Origin of the sequence: Rathayibacter sp. AY1B5 (genome assembly GCF_002932795.1) — a bacterium.
In the GTDB taxonomy this organism is placed as follows: domain Bacteria; phylum Actinomycetota; class Actinomycetes; order Actinomycetales; family Microbacteriaceae; genus Rathayibacter.
In genome coordinates this window covers 87,475-104,798 of record NZ_PSWM01000004.1, presented here as the reverse complement: position 1 = coordinate 104,798, position 17,324 = coordinate 87,475, and the positions used below count along the sequence as shown (strand labels likewise).

Here is a 17,324-nt window from a genome sequence, read left to right as displayed (position 1 = left end):
TCCGTCGTCCTCGGGACGGGTCAGTCGCTCTGCGTGCGCGGGAGCGGTCCGCCGATGAAGAGGTCCGTGTTCATGCGCCGACGACGCATGACGACCAGGACGGCCGCGCAGGCGACGAGGGACGCGACGACGGCCCCGCCGCCGATCATCAGCGCGGCGGTCGGAGTGATGCCGGCCGGTCCCGCCGAGGCGGCCGTGCTGATGAAGGCGGTGCGTGCGGCGCTGATCGCGGTGCCGCAGACCTGCTGCGCCTCCCACGGCGCGGCCGTGGTGTCGCTGTCGCGGTAGGAGACGGTCACGGCCGCGGTGCGGTGCGACTCGCGGCCGAAGGCGACGACGCAGTAGACGGAGGGATCGGGGTCGGCGACGACCGCGTCGCCCAGTGCCAGCTCGGCCCAGCCGATGGCGTCGGACTGCACGGCGACGTCGCCGGCGGCCAGGTCGGCGCGGGCCCCGGAGGTCTCGAAGGCGCCCACGGCGACCTCCTCGTCGGCGTCGAAGCCCCAGACGGCGCCGCGGGGCGCCTCGGTGCTGCCGTCGCCGAGCTCGCGCGGCTCGAGCAGGAGGCCGTTGCCGGAGGACGCCGCGAGCCGGAAGACGACCTTGGCGGCGGAGCCCTGGTCGCCCGTGAGGTCGACCGTGAAGGCGCCCGACTTGGTGATCAGCGCGGTCGGCACGGTGGCGGTGCCGCTCCCCGCCTCGAGGGTCAGCGGGGTCTTGGTGCCGTTCGGGTCGCGGAGGACCGCCGAGACGGCCTCGCCGCTCGCGAAGCCGGTGTACGAGAAGCCGACGCCGTAGAAGCGGGCGAGCTCGACGGTGAGCGCCTCCGGCTGGACGGCGAGCTCGCGGGTGAGGAAGACATCGGCGGTCGCGGTGCCCGCCGCCGGCTTCGCGCCCTCGGTCGAGGTGCCGAGCTCGGTGCGTCCGGGGGCCGACGCCGCCGGAGTGACGGCGCCCGCACCGGAGGAGCCGGCCGTGCCGGACGTGGTGGTGCCGGAGGTGGTCCCGCCGCCGGAGGTGCCGCCGGACGTTCCTCCGCCCGTGGAGGTGCCGCCCGTGGTGCCGCCGCCGGAGCCTGTGCCGCCGGAGGACGATCCGCCGCCGGTGGAGGGCTGGCCGCCGCCGGAGCCGCCCTGCTGGCCGCCGCCGGTCGATCCGCCGCCGGTGGAGGGCTGGCTCGGCTGCTGGGGCGCGGGGTCGACCGGTGCCGGGTCGACCGGTGCCGGATCGACCGGCGCGGGGTCCACGGGCGCGGGATCGACGGGAGCGGGCTGCTCGGGCTCCACCGGCACCTCGGGCACTCCGGGGACGGAGGGCTCCTCGGGGACGCCCGGGACGGGGTCGGAGCCGCCGTCGCCCGGCTGCTCGGGATCCTCCGGCACGCCGGGGACCGTCGTCGCGGCCGGCTGCTCGACCGTGGTCGAGACCGTCGAGGCGGCGGGGGCCGCGACGGCCGCTCCAGGGAGGGCCAGGCCGAGCACGAGCGCCGCGAGAGCGGCGGCGGGCAGGGCGAGTCGGCGGGATGACGGCATGGCGGTTCCTTCCTCCACGGGCGACGATCTGCGTCCGCGCACGGAGGAGCGCACTCCCCCCTCACGAGGGTACGGGCGAGAGACGAGCCATCGCGAGCCGTGTTGTCCCCCGTCAGAGGGACGTCTCGGCCGTGCATCCATCCGAACGGCCCGGTCGACGCTCATCCGCGGGCGAGGAGAGCTCGGCGCAGCCGCGCGGGATCGACCCGCCAGAAGGTGTGGACGCGCCCGTCGATCAGCACCACCGGGATCTCCTCGACGAAGCGCTCGTGCAGCTCCGGATCGTCGAGGATCGACACCTCCGAGACGGCGACCGACGCCTCGCCGCCCAGATCGGCGACCACCTGCTCGACCACGGTCCGCGCGTCGTCGCAGAGATGACAGCCCGGCTTGCCCACGAGCGTCAGCTCCACGTCCACCATGCGGTCAGTGTACGGCGGCCGCGGCGACGGGCGCCGGGACGGCGAGCGCCGACGGGACCGCCCCGTGAACGCAGACGAGCGCCCGACCCCGGAAGGGCGGACGCTCGAGTGGGAAGAGGCGCGAGCCTACTTCTTGTTGCGACGCTGGTGGCGAGTCTTGCGAAGCAGCTTGCGGTGCTTCTTCTTCGCCATACGCTTGCGACGCTTCTTGATGACAGAACCCACGAAGACCTCACAACGTTCAGGGGGTCGACCGCCCGACGGGCGGCCGCTTACGAAAAACTGGCTCCCGCGAGCTTACACGACCCGGGGCTCCACCGGTTCCGGCTCCTCGGCGCCCTCACTTGCGGATGCGCAGCGCCTCCGCGACCTTCGTCGCTCCCTCGCTGACGCCTCGCTGGATGTCCTGCACCACGGTGCTGACCTGGTGGGTGCGCTCGGCGAGGGCCCGGCCCAGCGACTCCGCCCGGGCCGCGGTCGGAGCGTCGAGCAGGGCGCCGGCCGCCTCGTCCTCGGCGAGGAAGGGCAGCAGCCAGTCCTCGACCTCCGCCAGCGGCGCGTACTCGAGCGCGTAGAAGCGGTGCTGTCCGCTCTCGCGCACCGTGACGAGGCCGGTCTCGCGCAGCACCTTGAGGTGCTTGGAGACGGTCGGCTGGCTCAGCTCGAGGCGCGCCACGATCCGCGACACGCTCATGCCCTCGGCCGAGCCGTCCCGCCGCTGCTCGAGCAGCAGGGCGAGGATGTCCCGGCGGGTCCCGTCCGCGATCACCCCGAAGATGTCAGCCATGCGCCCAGGCTAGTCAGCGCCCCGGGGGCCCGGCACCGAGCGGGTAGCATGGCCGCGATCGAGTGGAGGATCCGCCGTGGTGGTTCGGCAGCAGTTCCGCAGCCCCGTGGGCGTCTCGCCCGTCTCCCCCTGGTCGGGGTTCGAGCGGGCCCGCGACCTCATCGACGACTTCGCCGGACGCTCGCCGTCCCGCTTCGCCATCCTCATCTTCTCGGCGCTCGTGCTCGTCTTCACCCTGCTGTTCTCGCTGCCGGTGTCGAGCACCACGGGCACCGTCACTCCGCTGCACGACGCCTTCTTCACCGCGATGTCGGTGATCTGCGTGACCGGCCTCGCGACGGTCGACATGGCGACGCACTGGTCGGCGTTCGGCCACTCGATCGTCTTCGTCGGCGTGAACATCGGCGCTCTGGGGGTGCTGACGCTCGCCTCGATCATGGGCCTGGCGATCTCGCGCCGCCTCGGCCTCCGAGCGAAGCTCATGGTCGCCAGCGACTCGAACCCGCTGCGGATCCACTCCGGCCCCGTCGCCGAGGGCCAGGCCGTGCGCCTGGGCGAGATCGGCGGACTGCTCGCCACCGTCGCGATCAGCGCCGCCGCGATCGAGATCATCGTCGCGCTGCTGCTGTTCCCGCGGATGCTGATCGACGGGATCCCGATCGGCGAGGCCGTCTGGCACTCCTTCTACTACTCCGCGATGGCGTTCACGAACACCGGCTTCGCTCCGAACGCCGCAGGCCTCACCCCGTTCGAGGACGACTACTGGTTCCTCGGCATCCTGATGCTCGGCGTCTTCCTCGGCTCGATCGGCTTCCCCGTCATCTACGCCTTCTCCCGCGGCTGGCGGCGCCCGCGCAAGTGGTCGGTCCACGTGAAGCTGACGCTGGTCACCTCCCTGATCCTGCTTGTCGCCGGGGCCGTCCTCTACATCGTGCTGGAGTTCGACAATCCGAGGACCTTCGGCAGCCTCGATGCGGGGGACACCGTCTTCCAGTCCTTCTTCCTCTCGACGATGACGCGGTCGGGCGGCTTCTCGACGATCTCGGTCCCCGACTTGAACGGCTCGAGCCTGCTCGTGACGGACATGCTGATGTTCATCGGCGGAGGATCGGCCTCCACGGCCGGCGGGATCAAGGTCACGACCCTCGCGATCCTCTTCCTGGCCGCCTTCGCCGAGGCCCGCGGCAACAACGACATGGAGGCCTTCGGCCGCCGGATCCCGAACGACGTCCTGCGCCTGGCCGTCTCGGTCGTGCTGTGGGGCGCGACGACGGTCGCCGTGTCGAGCGTCCTGATCCTTCACATCACCAAGGCGCCCCTCGACCACGTGCTCTTCGACGTGATCTCGGCCTTCGCGACCTCCGGGCTCTCGACGGGGCTCACCGCGGAGCTGCCGCCGTCCGGGGTCTACATCCTCGCGCTGACGATGTTCATGGGACGCGTTGGTACCGTGACTCTCGCCGCCGCGCTCGCCGCGAGCCAGCGGAGGCAGTTGTTCAGACGACCGGAAGAGAGGCCCATCGTTGGTTGACCGCATCAGGTACGACGCCCCGGTGCTGGTGATCGGCCTCGGGCGCTTCGGAGCCGCCACGGCCGGCCAGCTCGACCGCCTCGACCGCGAGGTGCTCGCCATCGACGCCGACGCCGGTCTCGTGCAGAAGTGGTCGGAGCGGGTCACCCACGCGGTGCAGGCCGACGCCCGCTCGCTCGACGCGCTCGCGCAGATCGGCGCGCAGGACTTCCAGGTCGCCGTCGTCGCGGTCGGCTCCTCGATCGAGGCGTCCGTGCTGATCACGGCGAACCTCGTCGACCTCAAGATCCCGCAGATCTGGGCGAAGGCGATCTCGCGCTCGCACGGCAAGATCCTCGAGCGGATCGGCGCGAACCACGTGATCTACCCCGAGGCGGAGGCGGGCGAGCGCGTCGCGCACCTGGTCTCGGGCCGCATGCTCGACTTCATCGAGTTCGACGACGATTTCGTGCTCGCGAAGATGTACCCGCCCAAGCCGATCCGGGGGCTGACGCTCACGGAGTCGGGCGTGCGCCGCAAGCACCGCGTGACCGTCGTCGGCGTCAAGAGCCCGGGCAAGCCCTTCACCTACGCGACCGAGCAGACCGTCGTCTCGAACCACGACCTCATCGTGGTCAGCGGCACACCCAGCGACATCGAGCGGTTCGCGGCCCTCGGCTCCTGACCCGCCCCTCCCCTCCTCCTCCGCGAGATGCCACTTCGGTACGCCCCCTCCGGCGTGTCGCGTACACAAGTGGCATCTCGCGGAGAGGAGGCCGGAGTCAGGACGCGGCGAGCTCGCGGGCGCGCGCCAGGGCGGCGTCGGTCGCCCGCGTGAAGAGCGCGGCGAGGTCGGCCTCCTGGAGGACCGCGACGGCCCGCTCGGTGGTGCCCTTCGGGCTGGTGACCCGGCGGCGCAGCTCCGCGGGCTCCTCGCCGGAGTGGGCGAGCAGCTCCGCCGCGCCGCGGAACGTGCCGACCACCATCGTCGACGCCTGCTCCGGAGTGAAGCCCTTCGCGACAGCGGCCGCGATGAGCTCCTCGATCAGCAGGAACACGTAGGCGGGCCCCGAGCCGGAGATCGTCGAGAGCGCGTCGAGCTGCGACTCCGGCACCTCGACCACCTCGCCGACCGTCTCGAACAGGCGGCGCACGAGCGCCAGGTCCTCGTCGCCGGACCGCGTGCCGGCGCTGAGGCCGGTGACGGCGCGGCCCACGACCGCGGGAGTGTTCGGCATCGAGCGGAGCACGGCGACCGACGCGGGCAGGTGCCGCTCGAACGTGGCCGAGGTCACGCCGGCGGCGACGGAGACGACGACCGCGCCCGGGGCGAGCGCGTCGGCGATCTCGTCGAGCAGGTCCGGCACCATGTGCGGCTTGACGGCCACGAGCACGACCGCCGCGCCCTCGACCGCGCGCCGGTTGGCCTCCGGGTCGTCCGCGGTGGCGAAGGCGGTCACCACCGGGTGCCCGTCCCACGCGGCGGCCTTCGCGGAGTCGCGGTTGGTCACCCGCACGCCCCCCTCGACGCGCACGCCGGGAGCCAGCAGGCCCTGGAGGATCGCGCCTCCCATCGAGCCGAGGCCGAGGACGGCGATGGACGGGAGCAGGACGGGCGCATCGGTCACGCCGCTCATCCTACGAAGAGCCCGCGGCAAGGGGGTCCGGGGCCGGTCCGGGGCCTCGTAGGATGGCCCGACCATCCAGCGGCGAGCCCGAGGAGACCACGTGAGCGCATCCGGAGGCGGCACCGCGATCATCGCGGCGCTCGCGGCCAACCTCGGCATCGCCCTGACGAAGTTCGTCGCCTGGTTCTTCTCCGGATCCGCCTCCATGCTCGCCGAGGGCGTGCACTCGCTCGCCGACTCCGGCAATCAGCTGCTCCTGCTGCTCGGCGGCCGCAAGTCGCGGAAGGCCGCCGACGAGGAGCACCCCTTCGGCTACGGGCGCGAGCGCTACGTCTACGCCTTCGTGGTGTCGATCATCCTGTTCTCCGTCGGCGGCGTCTTCTCGCTCTACGAGGGCATCGAGAAGATCGCCGAGCCGCACGAGCTCGAGAACGCCTGGCTGCCGATCCTGGTCCTCGTGATCTCGATCTGCCTCGAGGGCTACTCGCTGCGCACCGGAGTGAAGGAGTCGAACCGGGTCCGCGGCTCGCAGTCGTGGTTCCAGTTCATCCGCCGGGCGAAGGCGCCGGAGCTGCCCGTGGTGCTCCTCGAGGACGTCGCCGCGCTCACAGGCCTGACGTTCGCGCTGCTCGGAGTCGGGCTGACCGTGATCACCGGCGACTCGGTCTACGACGCGATCGGCACGATCATGATCGGCACCCTGCTGATCGTGGTGGCGGTCGTCCTGGGCGTCGAGACGAAGAGCCTGCTGGTCGGCGAGGGGGCGACTCCCGCCGACGCCGCCTCGATCCGCGCCGCTCTCGAGGCAGGGCGCGACGTCGAGCGCGTCATCCACATGCGCACCCTCTACCTCGGACCGGACGAGATCCTCGTGGCCGCGAAGCTCGCCTTCCCGGCCGCCGAGACCCTCGAGCACGTGGCCGCCGGGATCGACGCAGCCGAGCAGCGGATCCGCGAGGCCGTTCCCGCCGCCACCACGATCTACCTCGAGCCCGACGTCGACCGCGGACGCGCGGGATCGGCGGCGTCCCGTCCGGTCGTGACGGAGGCGGGAGGGGCAGCCGCGGGGAGCGCTCCGCCCGCCGCCGCTGCGCCCGCCGCCTCCCCGCCGGCCTCGCCGCACGGGAGCGCCTGAGATGCGCCGGGCCCTGGCGATCGTCAACGAGCGCGGTGCCGGGCTCGGCGCGCTCGAGCCGGTGCTGACCGAGCGCGGATTCGCCGTCGACGCCGTCGCGGGGACGGACCTCGACGCGATCGACATCCTCGCTCCCGACCTCGTCGTCACGCTCGGCTCCAGCGCCGGCGTCTACGAGACCTCGCGGCACCCCTTCATCAGCCCCGAGATCGCGCTCCTGCAGGACCGGATGCACCACCGTCGTCCCACGCTCGGCGTCTGCTTCGGAGCGCAGCTGATCGCGGCCGCCCTGGGCGAGTCCGTCCGTCCCGGATCGGCCCGCGAGGTCGGCTTCCGCCCGGTCGTGCTCACGGAGGAGGGCGCCCGCTCCCCGCTCCGGCACCTCGCCGGCGTCGACGTCATGCAGTGGCACGGCGACACCTTCGCGCTGCCGAGCGGAGCGGCGCTGCTGGCGTCGTCGCCGGTCGGCGAGGTGCAGGCGTTCGCGGTGGAGGACTGGCTCCTCGGCGTGCAGTTCCACCCCGAGCTGACCGGAACGATGGCCGCGCACTGGCTCGAGGGCGACGGGGAATGGGCAGGAGCGGCGGGCTACGACGCCGCCGTGCTCGACGCCGACGTCGCGGCGGAGCGCTTCGAGCGGATGCACGCGGCGACGCGGCTCGCGCTGACGGAGTGGCTGGGCGCTCCGAGCTGAGGGGTCGACGGCGGTCGGCGTCAGCGGCGGTCGAGGAAGAAGTCGAGCAGGAGCCGCGAGCTCTCCGCGGCGCGGACCCCGGGGTACACCTCGACCACGTGGTTGTGCCGGCGGTCGCGGAGGAGGTCGTGCACCGATCCTGAGGCGCCCGCCTTCTCGTCCCACGCGCCGAAGACGACGCGGTCGATCCGCGCCGCCAGGATCGCCCCGGCGCAGAGCACGCACGGCTCGAGCGTGACCACCAGCGTGCAGCCCTCGAGATGCCAGTCGCCGCGGGCCTCGGCCGCCGCGCGGATCGCGACCACCTCGGCGTGCGCCGTCGGATCCCGCCGCAGCTCGCGCTCGTTGCGCCCGAGCCCGAGCACCTCGCCCTCGGAGTCGACGACCACCGCACCCACAGGGACGTCGCCCCAGCCCGTGGCCCGACGCGCCTCGTCGAGCGCCAGGCCCATCCACTCCTCGGAGCGGCGGGGGATACGGAGATCACTGTCGCGCATCGCTCCCCCTCCTGCGGCGGCCCGCTGCGGCCGGTGGGGCGCCGCTGCGGCCAGTAGATTGAGCTTATGCGCGTCCACGTAGCCGACCACCCGCTGATCACCCACAAGCTCACCGTGCTGCGTGACAAGCGCACCCCCTCCCCCACCTTCCGGCAGCTCGCCGAGGAGCTGATGACGCTCCTCGCCTACGAGGCCACTCGCGGCGTCCGCACCCGCACCGTCACCATCGAGACCCCCGTGACGCAGACCACCGGCCTCGCGCTCAGCGACCCGCAGCCGCTGGTCGTCCCGATCCTCCGGGCCGGTCTCGGGATGCTCGAGGGCATGGTCAAGCTCATCCCGACCGCCGAGGTCGGCTTCCTGGGCATGGCGCGCAACGAGGAGACGCTCGAGCCGACCACGTACGCGGAGCGCCTCCCCGACGACCTGTCGAACCGGCAGTGCTTCGTCCTCGACCCGATGCTCGCGACCGGCGGCTCGCTCGTCGCGGCCATCCAGTTCCTCTTCGACCGGGGAGCGGTCGACGTCACCGCCGTCTGCCTGCTCGCCGCCCCCGAGGGCCTGGCCGCCGTCGAGAAGGCCTTCGGCGACCGCGACGTGACCATCGTCCTCGGCTCCCTCGACGAGAAGCTCAACGAGCTCGGCTACATCGTCCCCGGCCTCGGCGACGCGGGCGACCGCCTCTACGGCCTCGCGGGCTGAGCCCGCCGGCCCCCGGACGGGCGGGCCTCGCGTCGGGCCCCGGAACGGAGCGCTCCGCTGAGCCGTGTCGGTCGGCCGGCTCGGCCGAGCGTCGGGATCCGCCGCCGCGCCCAGCCGGCGCCGCTCCCCCTGGTGATCGAGCGGCCCGCGCAACGGGCGTCTCGAGACCCCCGTCCCGGCTCGCACCTCCTCCCGGGCTCCGGAACCACCCCCGACGCGCCGTCCATCCCCACGGAAGTGTTGACGCACCGCACCGGCCTCCGCTTTACTGACGGACATGACTGACACCCTGCACGCCCTGACCTCCCTCGAGGCCTTCGGGAATGCCGGCATGATGATGGCCGGTGGCCCCGTCATGTGCTGTCGAATGTGTGCATGAGGAACTGACCTCGCCGGATCCCCGCACCGCCTCCGCCCGCTGATCACGATCGGCTGAGCGTCCGAGGCGCGGACGATCCCCTGGATGCCCCGCATCCGTCTCTGCCGCCACCGCGTACCGCGGGCCGGCTCGATCGCACACCCGGATCCGCTCCCTCGGACACTCGTCCCGGATCCGACCAGCCAAGGACTCGTCATGACCCTCCTCCACACCCGTACCGTCCCGGCCGCCGCCACCGCGACCGAGGAGCCCCGCCTCCAGCCCGTCGCCGACGTCGCGCCCGCAGCGCCCCGCCTCCGCGCCGTCCCGCAGGGCACCGAGGCCCGCGGCTTCGCCCTCTACGTCGGCATCGACGAGGCCAAGGCCCGCGCCGCCGGAGTCGACCTCGGCCGCCTGGTCGAGGAGCTCAAGCGAGTCACGGCGCAGCTCGCCCCCGACGCCGAGACCTACGCCTCCGTCGCCCTCGCCCCGCAGGGCGCCGGCGGCCGCGATGTGGACGTGGTCCGCCTCGCGCTGCAGGACCCGGCCGCCGTCGCCAAGCGCCGCTCCGACGCCGAGCCCGACCTCGACCGCGCACCCGGCGGCGTCGTCATCGACATCTCCCGCAAGCGCGTCATCCTCGACGACGAGACCGCCGCCCTCACCTACAAGGAGTTCGAGCTCCTCCAGTACCTCGTGCTCCGCGAGGGCCGCACCATCGAGCGCGCCGAGCTCATCGCCTCGCTCTGGGGCGCCGCGGACGACGACGCGCCGAACGAGCGCACCATCGACGTCCACGTCCGCCGCCTCCGCGCCAAGCTCGGCCGCTACGAGGAGATCGTGCGCACCGTCCGCGGAGTCGGCTACCGCTTCGACCGCCACGCCGACGTCGCCATCCGCTACGCGTCGACGCCGTCGCCGGATCTGTTCTGATCTGTGAGGAGAGCGCTTGCGCTCTCCTCACCGCGGTCGGCTTCCACCTGCGGGAGCGTTCCGCAGAGCGGGTCGCGTCCGGCTAGCAGGAAACGCTGGCACGCGTTTCCCGCGTTCGCCTCGAGGGCGGGAAGTCCTCTCAGCCCTCGGGGATGTGCGTGACCGCCCTTCGAACGGGGAGGGCTGCTCGACGGCCCGATGCATGGTCGGAGCCGTGCCGGGACGGGTCACGCCTCGCGGGGCTGGATGACGGGGCCGGGGTGCGTCGGCGGGGGACGAGGGCAGGAGGTGCTCCTCGTGTTCGCGGACGGTCCGGGATGGGCTGCAGTCCGGGATGGAGGTCGGAGGGGAGCAGACGGGGCGTCCTGGGCCGGGAGAGAGCCATCGGAGCGCTGGCGGGCGCGGCGGCGGACGGGACGGGGAGAGCTCAGGGAGGATTCAGGAAAGAGAGGGTTGCGCCGTTACCAGGTCGTTATATAGTTCAAGTGCGTCGACCGTTTGCTGTGGCGGGAAGCGCGAGAAGTGATTGCAGGACACTCTTGGTGCAAGGGAACGAAGGCCGGCCGCTCGCCTCAGCGGCCGGCCTTCTGTCGTTCCCCCGCCCCTGCTCCTCCGACTCCCCCCCTCCCAGCACCCCGGCGTAGGCTGTGCGGCGTCTGGATGTCAGGGAGCCGCTTCCTGATCGCCGAGAAGGAGGACCAGTGGGGTCGAGAGAGGCCGTCGCCGCCTGGGAGTCGCTCTTCCGCGCCCAGGTCCAGGTGATGCGAGCCCTGAGCACCGAGTTCCCCTCGCGGGAGATCTCGATGAACGAGTACGACGTGCTCTTCAATCTCACCCGGCAGCCCGGCCGGCGCGCACGGCTGCGCGACCTGAACCGGCACGTCCTCCTGACGCAGCCCAGCGTCAGCAGACTGATCGACCGGCTCGCCGCCCGCGGCTGCGTCGAGAAGAGCGAGGACCCGGCGGACGCCCGCGGCACGATCATCGCGATCACCGACGAGGGCTACGCGCTCTTCCGCCGCGTCGCGCTCACCCACATGACGACCATCTCGGAGCAGGTCGGCGGCGTCCTCGACGAGGACGAGCTGAAGCAGCTGACCGCACTCTGCGACAAGCTCCGCGACGGCATCGCCTCCTCCTGATCCGTCCCCGCTAGCACGGGCCGCAGCGACCGGCCAGGTCTTCGCCGGGGCGCGGGACTCCCGGATCATGGGGGTCACCATGAGTGACACCTCCCCCACCCTCGTCTGGCTCCGCGACGACCTGCGCCTGGCCGACAACCCCGCCCTGCGCGCCGCGATCGACCGTGGCGGTCCCGTCGCGGTCTGCTACGTGCTCGACGAGGAGTCGGCGGGCATCCGTCCGCTCGGGGGCGCCTCCCGCTGGTGGCTGCACGGCAGCCTCGCGGCCCTCGCCGCCGACCTGCGCGACCACGGCGCCCCGCTGATCCTGCGCCGCGGACCGGCCGAGGCCGTCGTCCTCCAGCTCGCCGAGGAGATCGGCGCCGGGGCCGTGCACTGGAACCGCCGCTACGGGAGGGCCGAGCGCACCGTCGACGCGGCGGTGAAGGAGTCGCTCCGCGACCGCGGCCTCGAGGCCGAGAGCCACCAGGGCTCGCTGATGTTCGAGCCGTGGACCGTGCAGACCGGCGCCGGCGGCCCCTACTCCGTCTACACGCCCTTCGCCCGCGCCTGCCGTGCGAAGCCGACGCCGCGCGCGCCACTCCCCCGCCCCCGCTCGCTCGACGGCGTCACGGGAGACATCGCCTCCGACTCCCTCGACGACTGGGAGCTGCTGCCCACGCGTCCCGACTGGGCGGGAGGGCTGCGCGAGCGCTGGGTCCCCGGAGAGAAGGCGGCGGCCGACCGGCTGCGCGCGTTCCTCGCGGAGCAGCTCGACGACTACGCCGACGGCCGCGACCGGCCCGCGGAGGACGCGACCTCGAACCTCTCGCCGCACCTGCGGTGGGGCGAGATCAGCCCCTTCCAGGTGTGGCACGCCCTGGAGGAGGCGCACGCGAAGGGCCTGCACCGCGGCGACGGCAGCGACCGGTTCCTCTCCGAGGTGCTCTGGCGCGAGTTCTGCTACCACCTGCTGTTCCACTGGCCGGATCTGGCGACCGCGAACTTCGACACCCGCTTCGACTCCTTCCCGTGGGGGCGCCCCGGCCAGCAGGCGATCGACGCGTGGCACCAGGGCCGCACCGGATACCCGCTGGTGGACGCCGGCATGCGTGAGCTCTGGAGCACCGGCTACATGCACAACCGGGTCCGGATGGTGACCGCGTCGTTCCTGATCAAGAACCTGCTGGTCGACTGGCGGGTGGGCGAGGAGTGGTTCTGGGACACCCTGGTCGACGCGGACCCGGCGAGCAACGCCGCGAACTGGCAGTGGGTCGCGGGCTCCGGAGCCGATGCCTCACCGTTCTTCCGGGTGTTCAACCCGGTCACGCAGTCGAAGAAGTTCGACCCGGCCGGCGAGTACATCCGCCACAACGTGCCCGAGCTGGGCGGCGTCGAGGGCGCGGCCGTGCACGAGCCGTGGACGCTCGAGGACACGCTGACCGGAGGCGCGGACGGCTATCCGGCGCCTCTCGTCGACCTCAAGGAGACGCGGGCGCACGCGCTGGACGCCTTCGCGCAGATCAAGAGCGCCCCGCGCGACATCACGCCCCGGGGCGACGACTGAGCGTCGCCGGTGAGAGGCGTCCCGCCGGTCAGACGGAGCGGCCGGACCCGGCGAGCGGGTCCTCCTCCCCGCCCTGATCGCGCAGATCGCGGGCCGGGATGCCGACGAGCACCGCTCCGTCGGGCGCGTCCTTCACCACGACGGCGTTCGCGCCCACGCTGACGTCGGACCCGAGCACGAGCGGGCCCAGGACGACGGCGCCGGCACCGACGACCACCCGGTCGCCGAGCGTGGGGTGCCGCCGCTCGCGCCGGGCCGACCTCCCGCCCAGCGTGACGGAGTGGTACAGCATGCAGTCGTCGCCGATCCGCGCGGTCTCGCCGATGACGACGCCCATGCCGTGGTCGATGAACAGGCGCCGGCCGATGGTCGCACCGGGATGGATCTCCACTCCGGTCGCCGCGCGCGCCGCCTGGCTGAGCAGCCGGGCGGGCAGGCGGAGGCCGCGCCGCCACCAGGCGTGCGCGACGCGGTGCACCCAGACCGCGTGCACTCCCGGGTAGGAGAGGACGACCTCCGCCGCGCTCCGGGCGGCGGGGTCGCGCTCCCGGGCGGTGCGCACGTCCTCGCGGAGCAGGGTGAGGAGTCCGGGACGCTCGGGTCCGGAGGGGACTCGGCGCTCCGGCCGGCCGTCGCGGCCGGAGCGTGGCGTCCCGCCTCGTCTCGAGGCGCTCAGCTGCGGAGGTCCTCGTACAGGACGGTCGAGATGTACCGCTCGCCGAAGTCGCAGACGATGGCCACGACGGTCTTCCCCGCGTTCTCGGGGCGCTTCGCGACCTCGAGCGCGGCCCACATGATCGAGCCGGAGGAGATGCCGCCGAGGATGCCCTCCTGAGAGGCCATCTCGCGGGCCACCCGCACGGAGTCGTCGAGCGTCACGTCGATGATCTCGTCGTAGACCTCGCGGTCGAGGATCGCGGGGACGAAGTTGGCGCCGATGCCCTGGATCTTGTGCGGGCCGGCGGTGCCCTGGGTGAGGAGCGGGGAGTCGATCGGCTCCACTCCGATGATCTGCACGCCGGGCTTGCGCTCCTTGAGCACCTGGCCGACTCCGGTGATGGTGCCGCCGGTGCCGATGCCGGCCACGAAGACGTCGACCTCGCCGTCGGTGTCCTCCCAGACCTCCTCCGCGGTGGTGCGGCGGTGCACCTCGGGGTTGGCGGCGTTCTCGAACTGGCGGGCGAGGACCGCGCCGGGGGTCTCGTCGACGATCGCGCGGGCGCGCTCGACCGCTCCGCGCATCCCCTCGCTGCCGGGGGTGAGCACGATCTCGGCTCCGTAGGCGCGGAGGAGGACCCGGCGCTCGACGGACATCGTCTCGGGCATCGTGAGGACGACCGTGTAGCCGCGGGCGGCGCCCACCATCGCGAGCGCGATGCCGGTGTTGCCGCTCGTGCCCTCGACGATCGTCCCGCCGGGGAGCAGCTCGCCGGAGGCCTCTGCCGCGTCGACGATGGCGACGCCGATGCGGTCCTTCACGCTGTTCGCGGGGTTGTAGAACTCGAGCTTGGCGAGGACCGTCGCCTGGTCGGCCCCCTCCAGCCGGTTGATGCGGACGAGAGGGGTCCTGCCGACGAGCTGGGTCACGTCGTCGTGGATGCGTGCCATGGTGTGCGCTTTCTGCCGGGGCCTGCCGCCCGGGGCCCCGGAGCGGTGGGTGGAACGGGTGCTGCGGCGCCCCTCGGAGCGGCGCTCCCCCCACGATACGGATGCATCGACCCGAGGTCAGCACCCGGACGCGCCCGCTCCTGCGCATCGCCCGCCAGCTCCGCATCTCCACCCGCAGGAGGACGCACCCCGGCCGCATGCGTCACGTACCATGAACTCGGGGGATCGCGCGACTGCTCGCGAGGCTTCTCGCCACCCTCCCCCGGATCTCCGCGGCCCCGCGCCGCGTCGAAAGGACGACCGCTCCATGGCACTTCCCACTGCATCCCGCCGCTCCGTCCGGCCGCTCGGGATGTCGCTGCGGGCGGTCATGGGGTTCATCGGGATGAGCGCCGTGGCGGGCGTCCTGATCACCGTCGGCGTCACCCCGGCCCTCGCGCTGACGGGCCTGGCGACGAGCAACACGATCGGCATGTTCCAGAACCTGCCGGGCTACCTCGACGTGGGCCAGCTGATGCAGCGCACCAACGTCTACGCGAGCGACGGGACGACCCTCCTCGCCTCCGTCTACGACCAGAACCGCGTCGAGGTCGGCTGGGACGACGTCGCGCAGTCCGCGAAGGACGCCGCCGTCGCCGGCGAGGACCCGCGCTTCTACGAGCACGGCGGCATCGACCTGCAGGGCACGCTCCGGGCCATCGCCGTCACGCTGACGGGCGACGACCTGCAGGGCGGGTCGTCGATCACGCAGCAGTACGTCAAGAACGTCCTGGTGCAGAAGGCGGAGTCGATCACCGACGAGGCCGCGCGCGACAAGGCCTACCAGGAGGCGACGGATCCGACCCCCGAGCGCAAGCTCAAGGAGATGCGGCTCGCGATCGGCCTCGAGAAGGAGGCGTCGAAGGACGACATCCTGCTCGGCTACCTGAACATCGCCCTCTTCGGAGGCACCGTCTACGGCATCGAGGCCGCGGCGAACTACTACTACGGCATCCCGGCGAGCCAGCTCTCGACCTCGCAGGCGGCCGCGCTGCTGGCGATCGTGAACAACCCGGCGAAGTTCCGCTTCGACAACCCGGGCGACGAGGCGAACGGCGCCGCCAACGGCTACGCCGCCACCAAGGAGCGCCGCGACTACATCCTCTCGGAGGAGCTCAAGCACGGCCGGATCGACCAGGCCGCGCACGACGCCGCCGTCGCCGAGCCGATCACCCCGAGCATCACGGAGCCCTCGACCGGCTGCACCACCGCCGGAAACGCCGCGTACTTCTGCGACTACGTGCTGAACGTCCTCCGCAACGACTCCGTCTTCGGGGCGACCGACGACGAGCGCTACCAGCGCATCCGCCAGGGCGGCTTCGACGTCGTGACGACCCTCGACCTCGACATCCAGCAGGTCTCGCAGGCGGCGCTCAACGCCTACATCCCCTCCGTCGACCCGCGCTTCCAGGTCGGCGCGACGGCCGCCTCCGTCGAGGCGAAGACGGGCCGCGTGCTCTCCATGGTGCAGAACACGCAGTACAGCCAGGACGAGCAGTTCCTCGCCGCGAACCCCGGCTACAGCGCGATCAACCTCAACGTCGACCTCGACATGGGCGGCGGCTCCGGCGTGCAGACCGGATCCACCTACAAGGTGTTCACGCTGGCGCAGTGGCTGAAGGCGGGGCACACCGTCAACGAGTCGTTCGCCTCCCCCACCTCCGGCTTCAGCTCCTACCCCCAGAAGTGCAACGTCGCGGGCGACGGCGGCTACTACGGCAAGTTCTCCCCGCGCAACGACGACCCGTCGGAGGACGCGAGCTCGATGAGCGCGCTCGGCGCGACCACGAACTCGATCAACACCGGCTTCATGGGCATGGCGCAGCAGCTCGACCTCTGCGACATCCGCACCACCGCCGAGTCGTTCGGGATGCACCGCGCCGACGGCCGCGAGCTCGCGAACGGACCGGCCTCGGTCCTCGGGACGAACGAGATCGCGCCCCTGACGGTCGCCAACGCCTACGCGGGGATCGCGAACGACGGCACGACCTGCTCGGCGATCGTCATCGACCGGATCACCGACAGCGAGGGCAACGCCGTCGCCGCCCCGGCGTCGGCGTGCACCCCCTCCGTGTCGCCCGAGGTCGCCCGAGGGATGCAGTACGCGATGCAGCGGGTGATGACCTCCGGAACGGCCTACGCCTCGAACCCCTTCGACGGCATCGAGCACATCGGCAAGACGGGCACCACCGACGAGGCCGCAGACGTGTGGACGGCGGGCGCCAGCAAGGCCGCCTCCCTCGCGGTCTGGGTCGGCAGCATCAACGGCTTCGCCGACAACACCAAGCAGAACCTGCGCTTCATCAGCCTGACGGGCGAGAAGGGCACCATCCGCGCCTCCAACGCCCGGCACGCCATCTGGAAGCCGATCATGACGGCGCTCGACGAGAAGTACGGCGGCGACGACTTCACGGCGCCGCCGGCCTCGATGCTCGCGTACTCGCCTCGATCGGCGGCGAACTCCGAGGTCCCCGACGTCACGGGCGAGACGGTCGAGAGCGCCACGGCGATCCTCACGGCCGCCGGTTTCGTCGTCGGGATGCACGAGTCGGTCGACTCCTCGACGATCCCGGAGGGCTCCGTCGTGTCGACGACGCCGAGCGCGGAGGAGACGGCGGTCGCCGGCGGGGTGATCCCCCTGCAGGTGAGCACGGGCAAGGCTCCGGCCAATCCGAACGACATCTCGGACCTGAACGGCGACCTGATCGAGTAGAGACGTCGCCCGTCGTGCGAAGGGGCCGATCCCGCCGGGGGTCGGCCCCTTCTGCTGTCGCGGGAGCCGAGCCGGCGC

The 17,324-nt window shown here is 72.3% G+C and carries 17 protein-coding genes; 9 read left to right on the top strand and 8 right to left on the bottom strand.

Features of this window, described 5'->3' with window-relative positions; genetic code table 11:
• Positions 1–20 precede the first annotated feature (20 nt).
• The 4 genes from C5D44_RS04640 to C5D44_RS04625 all read right to left on the bottom strand — a co-directional run bounded on the left by C5D44_RS04640 (position 21) and on the right by C5D44_RS04625 (position 2,741).
• A complete protein-coding gene (locus C5D44_RS04640; RefSeq protein ID WP_104280981.1) occupies positions 21–1,532 on the bottom strand; it encodes a hypothetical protein in 1,512 nt (503 codons plus the stop codon).
• Between the two features lie 161 nt (positions 1,533–1,693).
• On the bottom strand, positions 1,694–1,954 hold the full coding sequence (locus C5D44_RS04635) for a glutaredoxin family protein (RefSeq protein ID WP_104276640.1): 261 nt from the start codon (positions 1,952–1,954) through the stop codon (positions 1,694–1,696).
• Positions 1,955–2,080: 126 nt separating this feature from the next.
• Positions 2,081–2,179, bottom strand: coding sequence for a 30S ribosomal protein bS22 (locus C5D44_RS04630; protein WP_003792170.1), 99 nt, complete (start codon positions 2,177–2,179; stop codon positions 2,081–2,083).
• Positions 2,180–2,294: 115 nt separating this feature from the next.
• Positions 2,295–2,741, bottom strand: coding sequence for a helix-turn-helix transcriptional regulator (locus C5D44_RS04625; protein WP_104224854.1), 447 nt, complete (start codon positions 2,739–2,741; stop codon positions 2,295–2,297).
• A 160-nt stretch (positions 2,742–2,901) separates the two neighbouring features.
• On the opposite strand from C5D44_RS04625, the gene C5D44_RS04620 reads away from it, so the two are divergent.
• Complete coding sequence (locus C5D44_RS04620; RefSeq protein ID WP_258067884.1) at positions 2,902–4,272, top strand: TrkH family potassium uptake protein; 1,371 nt, start codon at positions 2,902–2,904, stop codon at positions 4,270–4,272.
• Positions 4,265–4,936 carry a TrkA family potassium uptake protein gene (locus C5D44_RS04615; RefSeq protein WP_068255410.1) on the top strand — a complete coding sequence of 224 codons (672 nt, stop codon included), beginning with the start codon at positions 4,265–4,267 and terminating at the stop codon, positions 4,934–4,936. Before C5D44_RS04620 ends, C5D44_RS04615 begins: the two co-directional genes overlap by 8 nt.
• Before the next feature lie 97 nt (positions 4,937–5,033).
• Here C5D44_RS04615 and proC read toward each other — a convergent pair whose 3' ends face one another.
• A complete protein-coding gene (gene proC / locus C5D44_RS04610; RefSeq protein ID WP_104276639.1) occupies positions 5,034–5,888 on the bottom strand; it encodes a pyrroline-5-carboxylate reductase in 855 nt (284 codons plus the stop codon).
• A gap of 91 nt (positions 5,889–5,979) precedes the next feature.
• On the opposite strand from proC, the gene C5D44_RS04605 reads away from it, so the two are divergent.
• Together C5D44_RS04605 and C5D44_RS04600 are read left to right on the top strand one after the other, a co-directional pair.
• Positions 5,980–7,014 carry a cation diffusion facilitator family transporter gene (locus C5D44_RS04605; protein ID WP_104280980.1) on the top strand — a complete coding sequence of 345 codons (1,035 nt, stop codon included), beginning with the start codon at positions 5,980–5,982 and terminating at the stop codon, positions 7,012–7,014.
• 1 nt (position 7,015) lies between these two features.
• A complete protein-coding gene (locus tag C5D44_RS04600; RefSeq protein ID WP_104276637.1) occupies positions 7,016–7,708 on the top strand; it encodes a gamma-glutamyl-gamma-aminobutyrate hydrolase family protein in 693 nt (230 codons plus the stop codon).
• A 20-nt stretch (positions 7,709–7,728) separates the two neighbouring features.
• Here C5D44_RS04600 and C5D44_RS04595 read toward each other — a convergent pair whose 3' ends face one another.
• Positions 7,729–8,205 (bottom strand): nucleoside deaminase, encoded by a 477-nt coding sequence (locus C5D44_RS04595; RefSeq protein ID WP_258065071.1) that lies wholly within the window; start codon positions 8,203–8,205, stop codon positions 7,729–7,731.
• A gap of 66 nt (positions 8,206–8,271) precedes the next feature.
• Between C5D44_RS04595 and upp the strand changes: the two genes are divergently transcribed.
• The 4 genes from upp (at position 8,272) to C5D44_RS04575 (ending at position 12,886) form a co-directional block, all read left to right on the top strand.
• Positions 8,272–8,907 (top strand): uracil phosphoribosyltransferase, encoded by a 636-nt coding sequence (gene upp, locus C5D44_RS04590; RefSeq protein WP_104224850.1) that lies wholly within the window; start codon positions 8,272–8,274, stop codon positions 8,905–8,907.
• A gap of 574 nt (positions 8,908–9,481) precedes the next feature.
• Positions 9,482–10,198, top strand: coding sequence for a winged helix-turn-helix domain-containing protein (locus tag C5D44_RS04585; RefSeq protein ID WP_104276636.1), 717 nt, complete (start codon positions 9,482–9,484; stop codon positions 10,196–10,198).
• Positions 10,199–10,959: 761 nt separating this feature from the next.
• On the top strand, positions 10,960–11,340 hold the full coding sequence (locus C5D44_RS04580) for a MarR family winged helix-turn-helix transcriptional regulator (protein WP_104276666.1): 381 nt from the start codon (positions 10,960–10,962) through the stop codon (positions 11,338–11,340).
• Positions 11,341–11,419: 79 nt separating this feature from the next.
• Positions 11,420–12,886 carry a deoxyribodipyrimidine photo-lyase gene (locus tag C5D44_RS04575; RefSeq protein WP_104276665.1) on the top strand — a complete coding sequence of 489 codons (1,467 nt, stop codon included), beginning with the start codon at positions 11,420–11,422 and terminating at the stop codon, positions 12,884–12,886.
• A gap of 28 nt (positions 12,887–12,914) precedes the next feature.
• On the opposite strand, the gene epsC is transcribed toward C5D44_RS04575, so the two are convergent.
• A complete protein-coding gene (gene epsC / locus C5D44_RS04570; RefSeq protein ID WP_374953938.1) occupies positions 12,915–13,448 on the bottom strand; it encodes a serine O-acetyltransferase EpsC in 534 nt (177 codons plus the stop codon).
• Positions 13,449–13,558: 110 nt separating this feature from the next.
• Positions 13,559–14,494 (bottom strand): cysteine synthase A, encoded by a 936-nt coding sequence (cysK, locus tag C5D44_RS04565; protein WP_104281009.1) that lies wholly within the window; start codon positions 14,492–14,494, stop codon positions 13,559–13,561.
• A 307-nt stretch (positions 14,495–14,801) separates the two neighbouring features.
• Here cysK and C5D44_RS04560 point away from each other — a divergent pair, with 307 nt between their 5' ends.
• Positions 14,802–17,246, top strand: a complete 2,445-nt coding sequence (locus C5D44_RS04560; RefSeq protein ID WP_181110026.1) for a penicillin-binding protein — start codon at positions 14,802–14,804, stop codon at positions 17,244–17,246.
• The last annotated feature ends 78 nt before the right edge of the window (positions 17,247–17,324 follow it).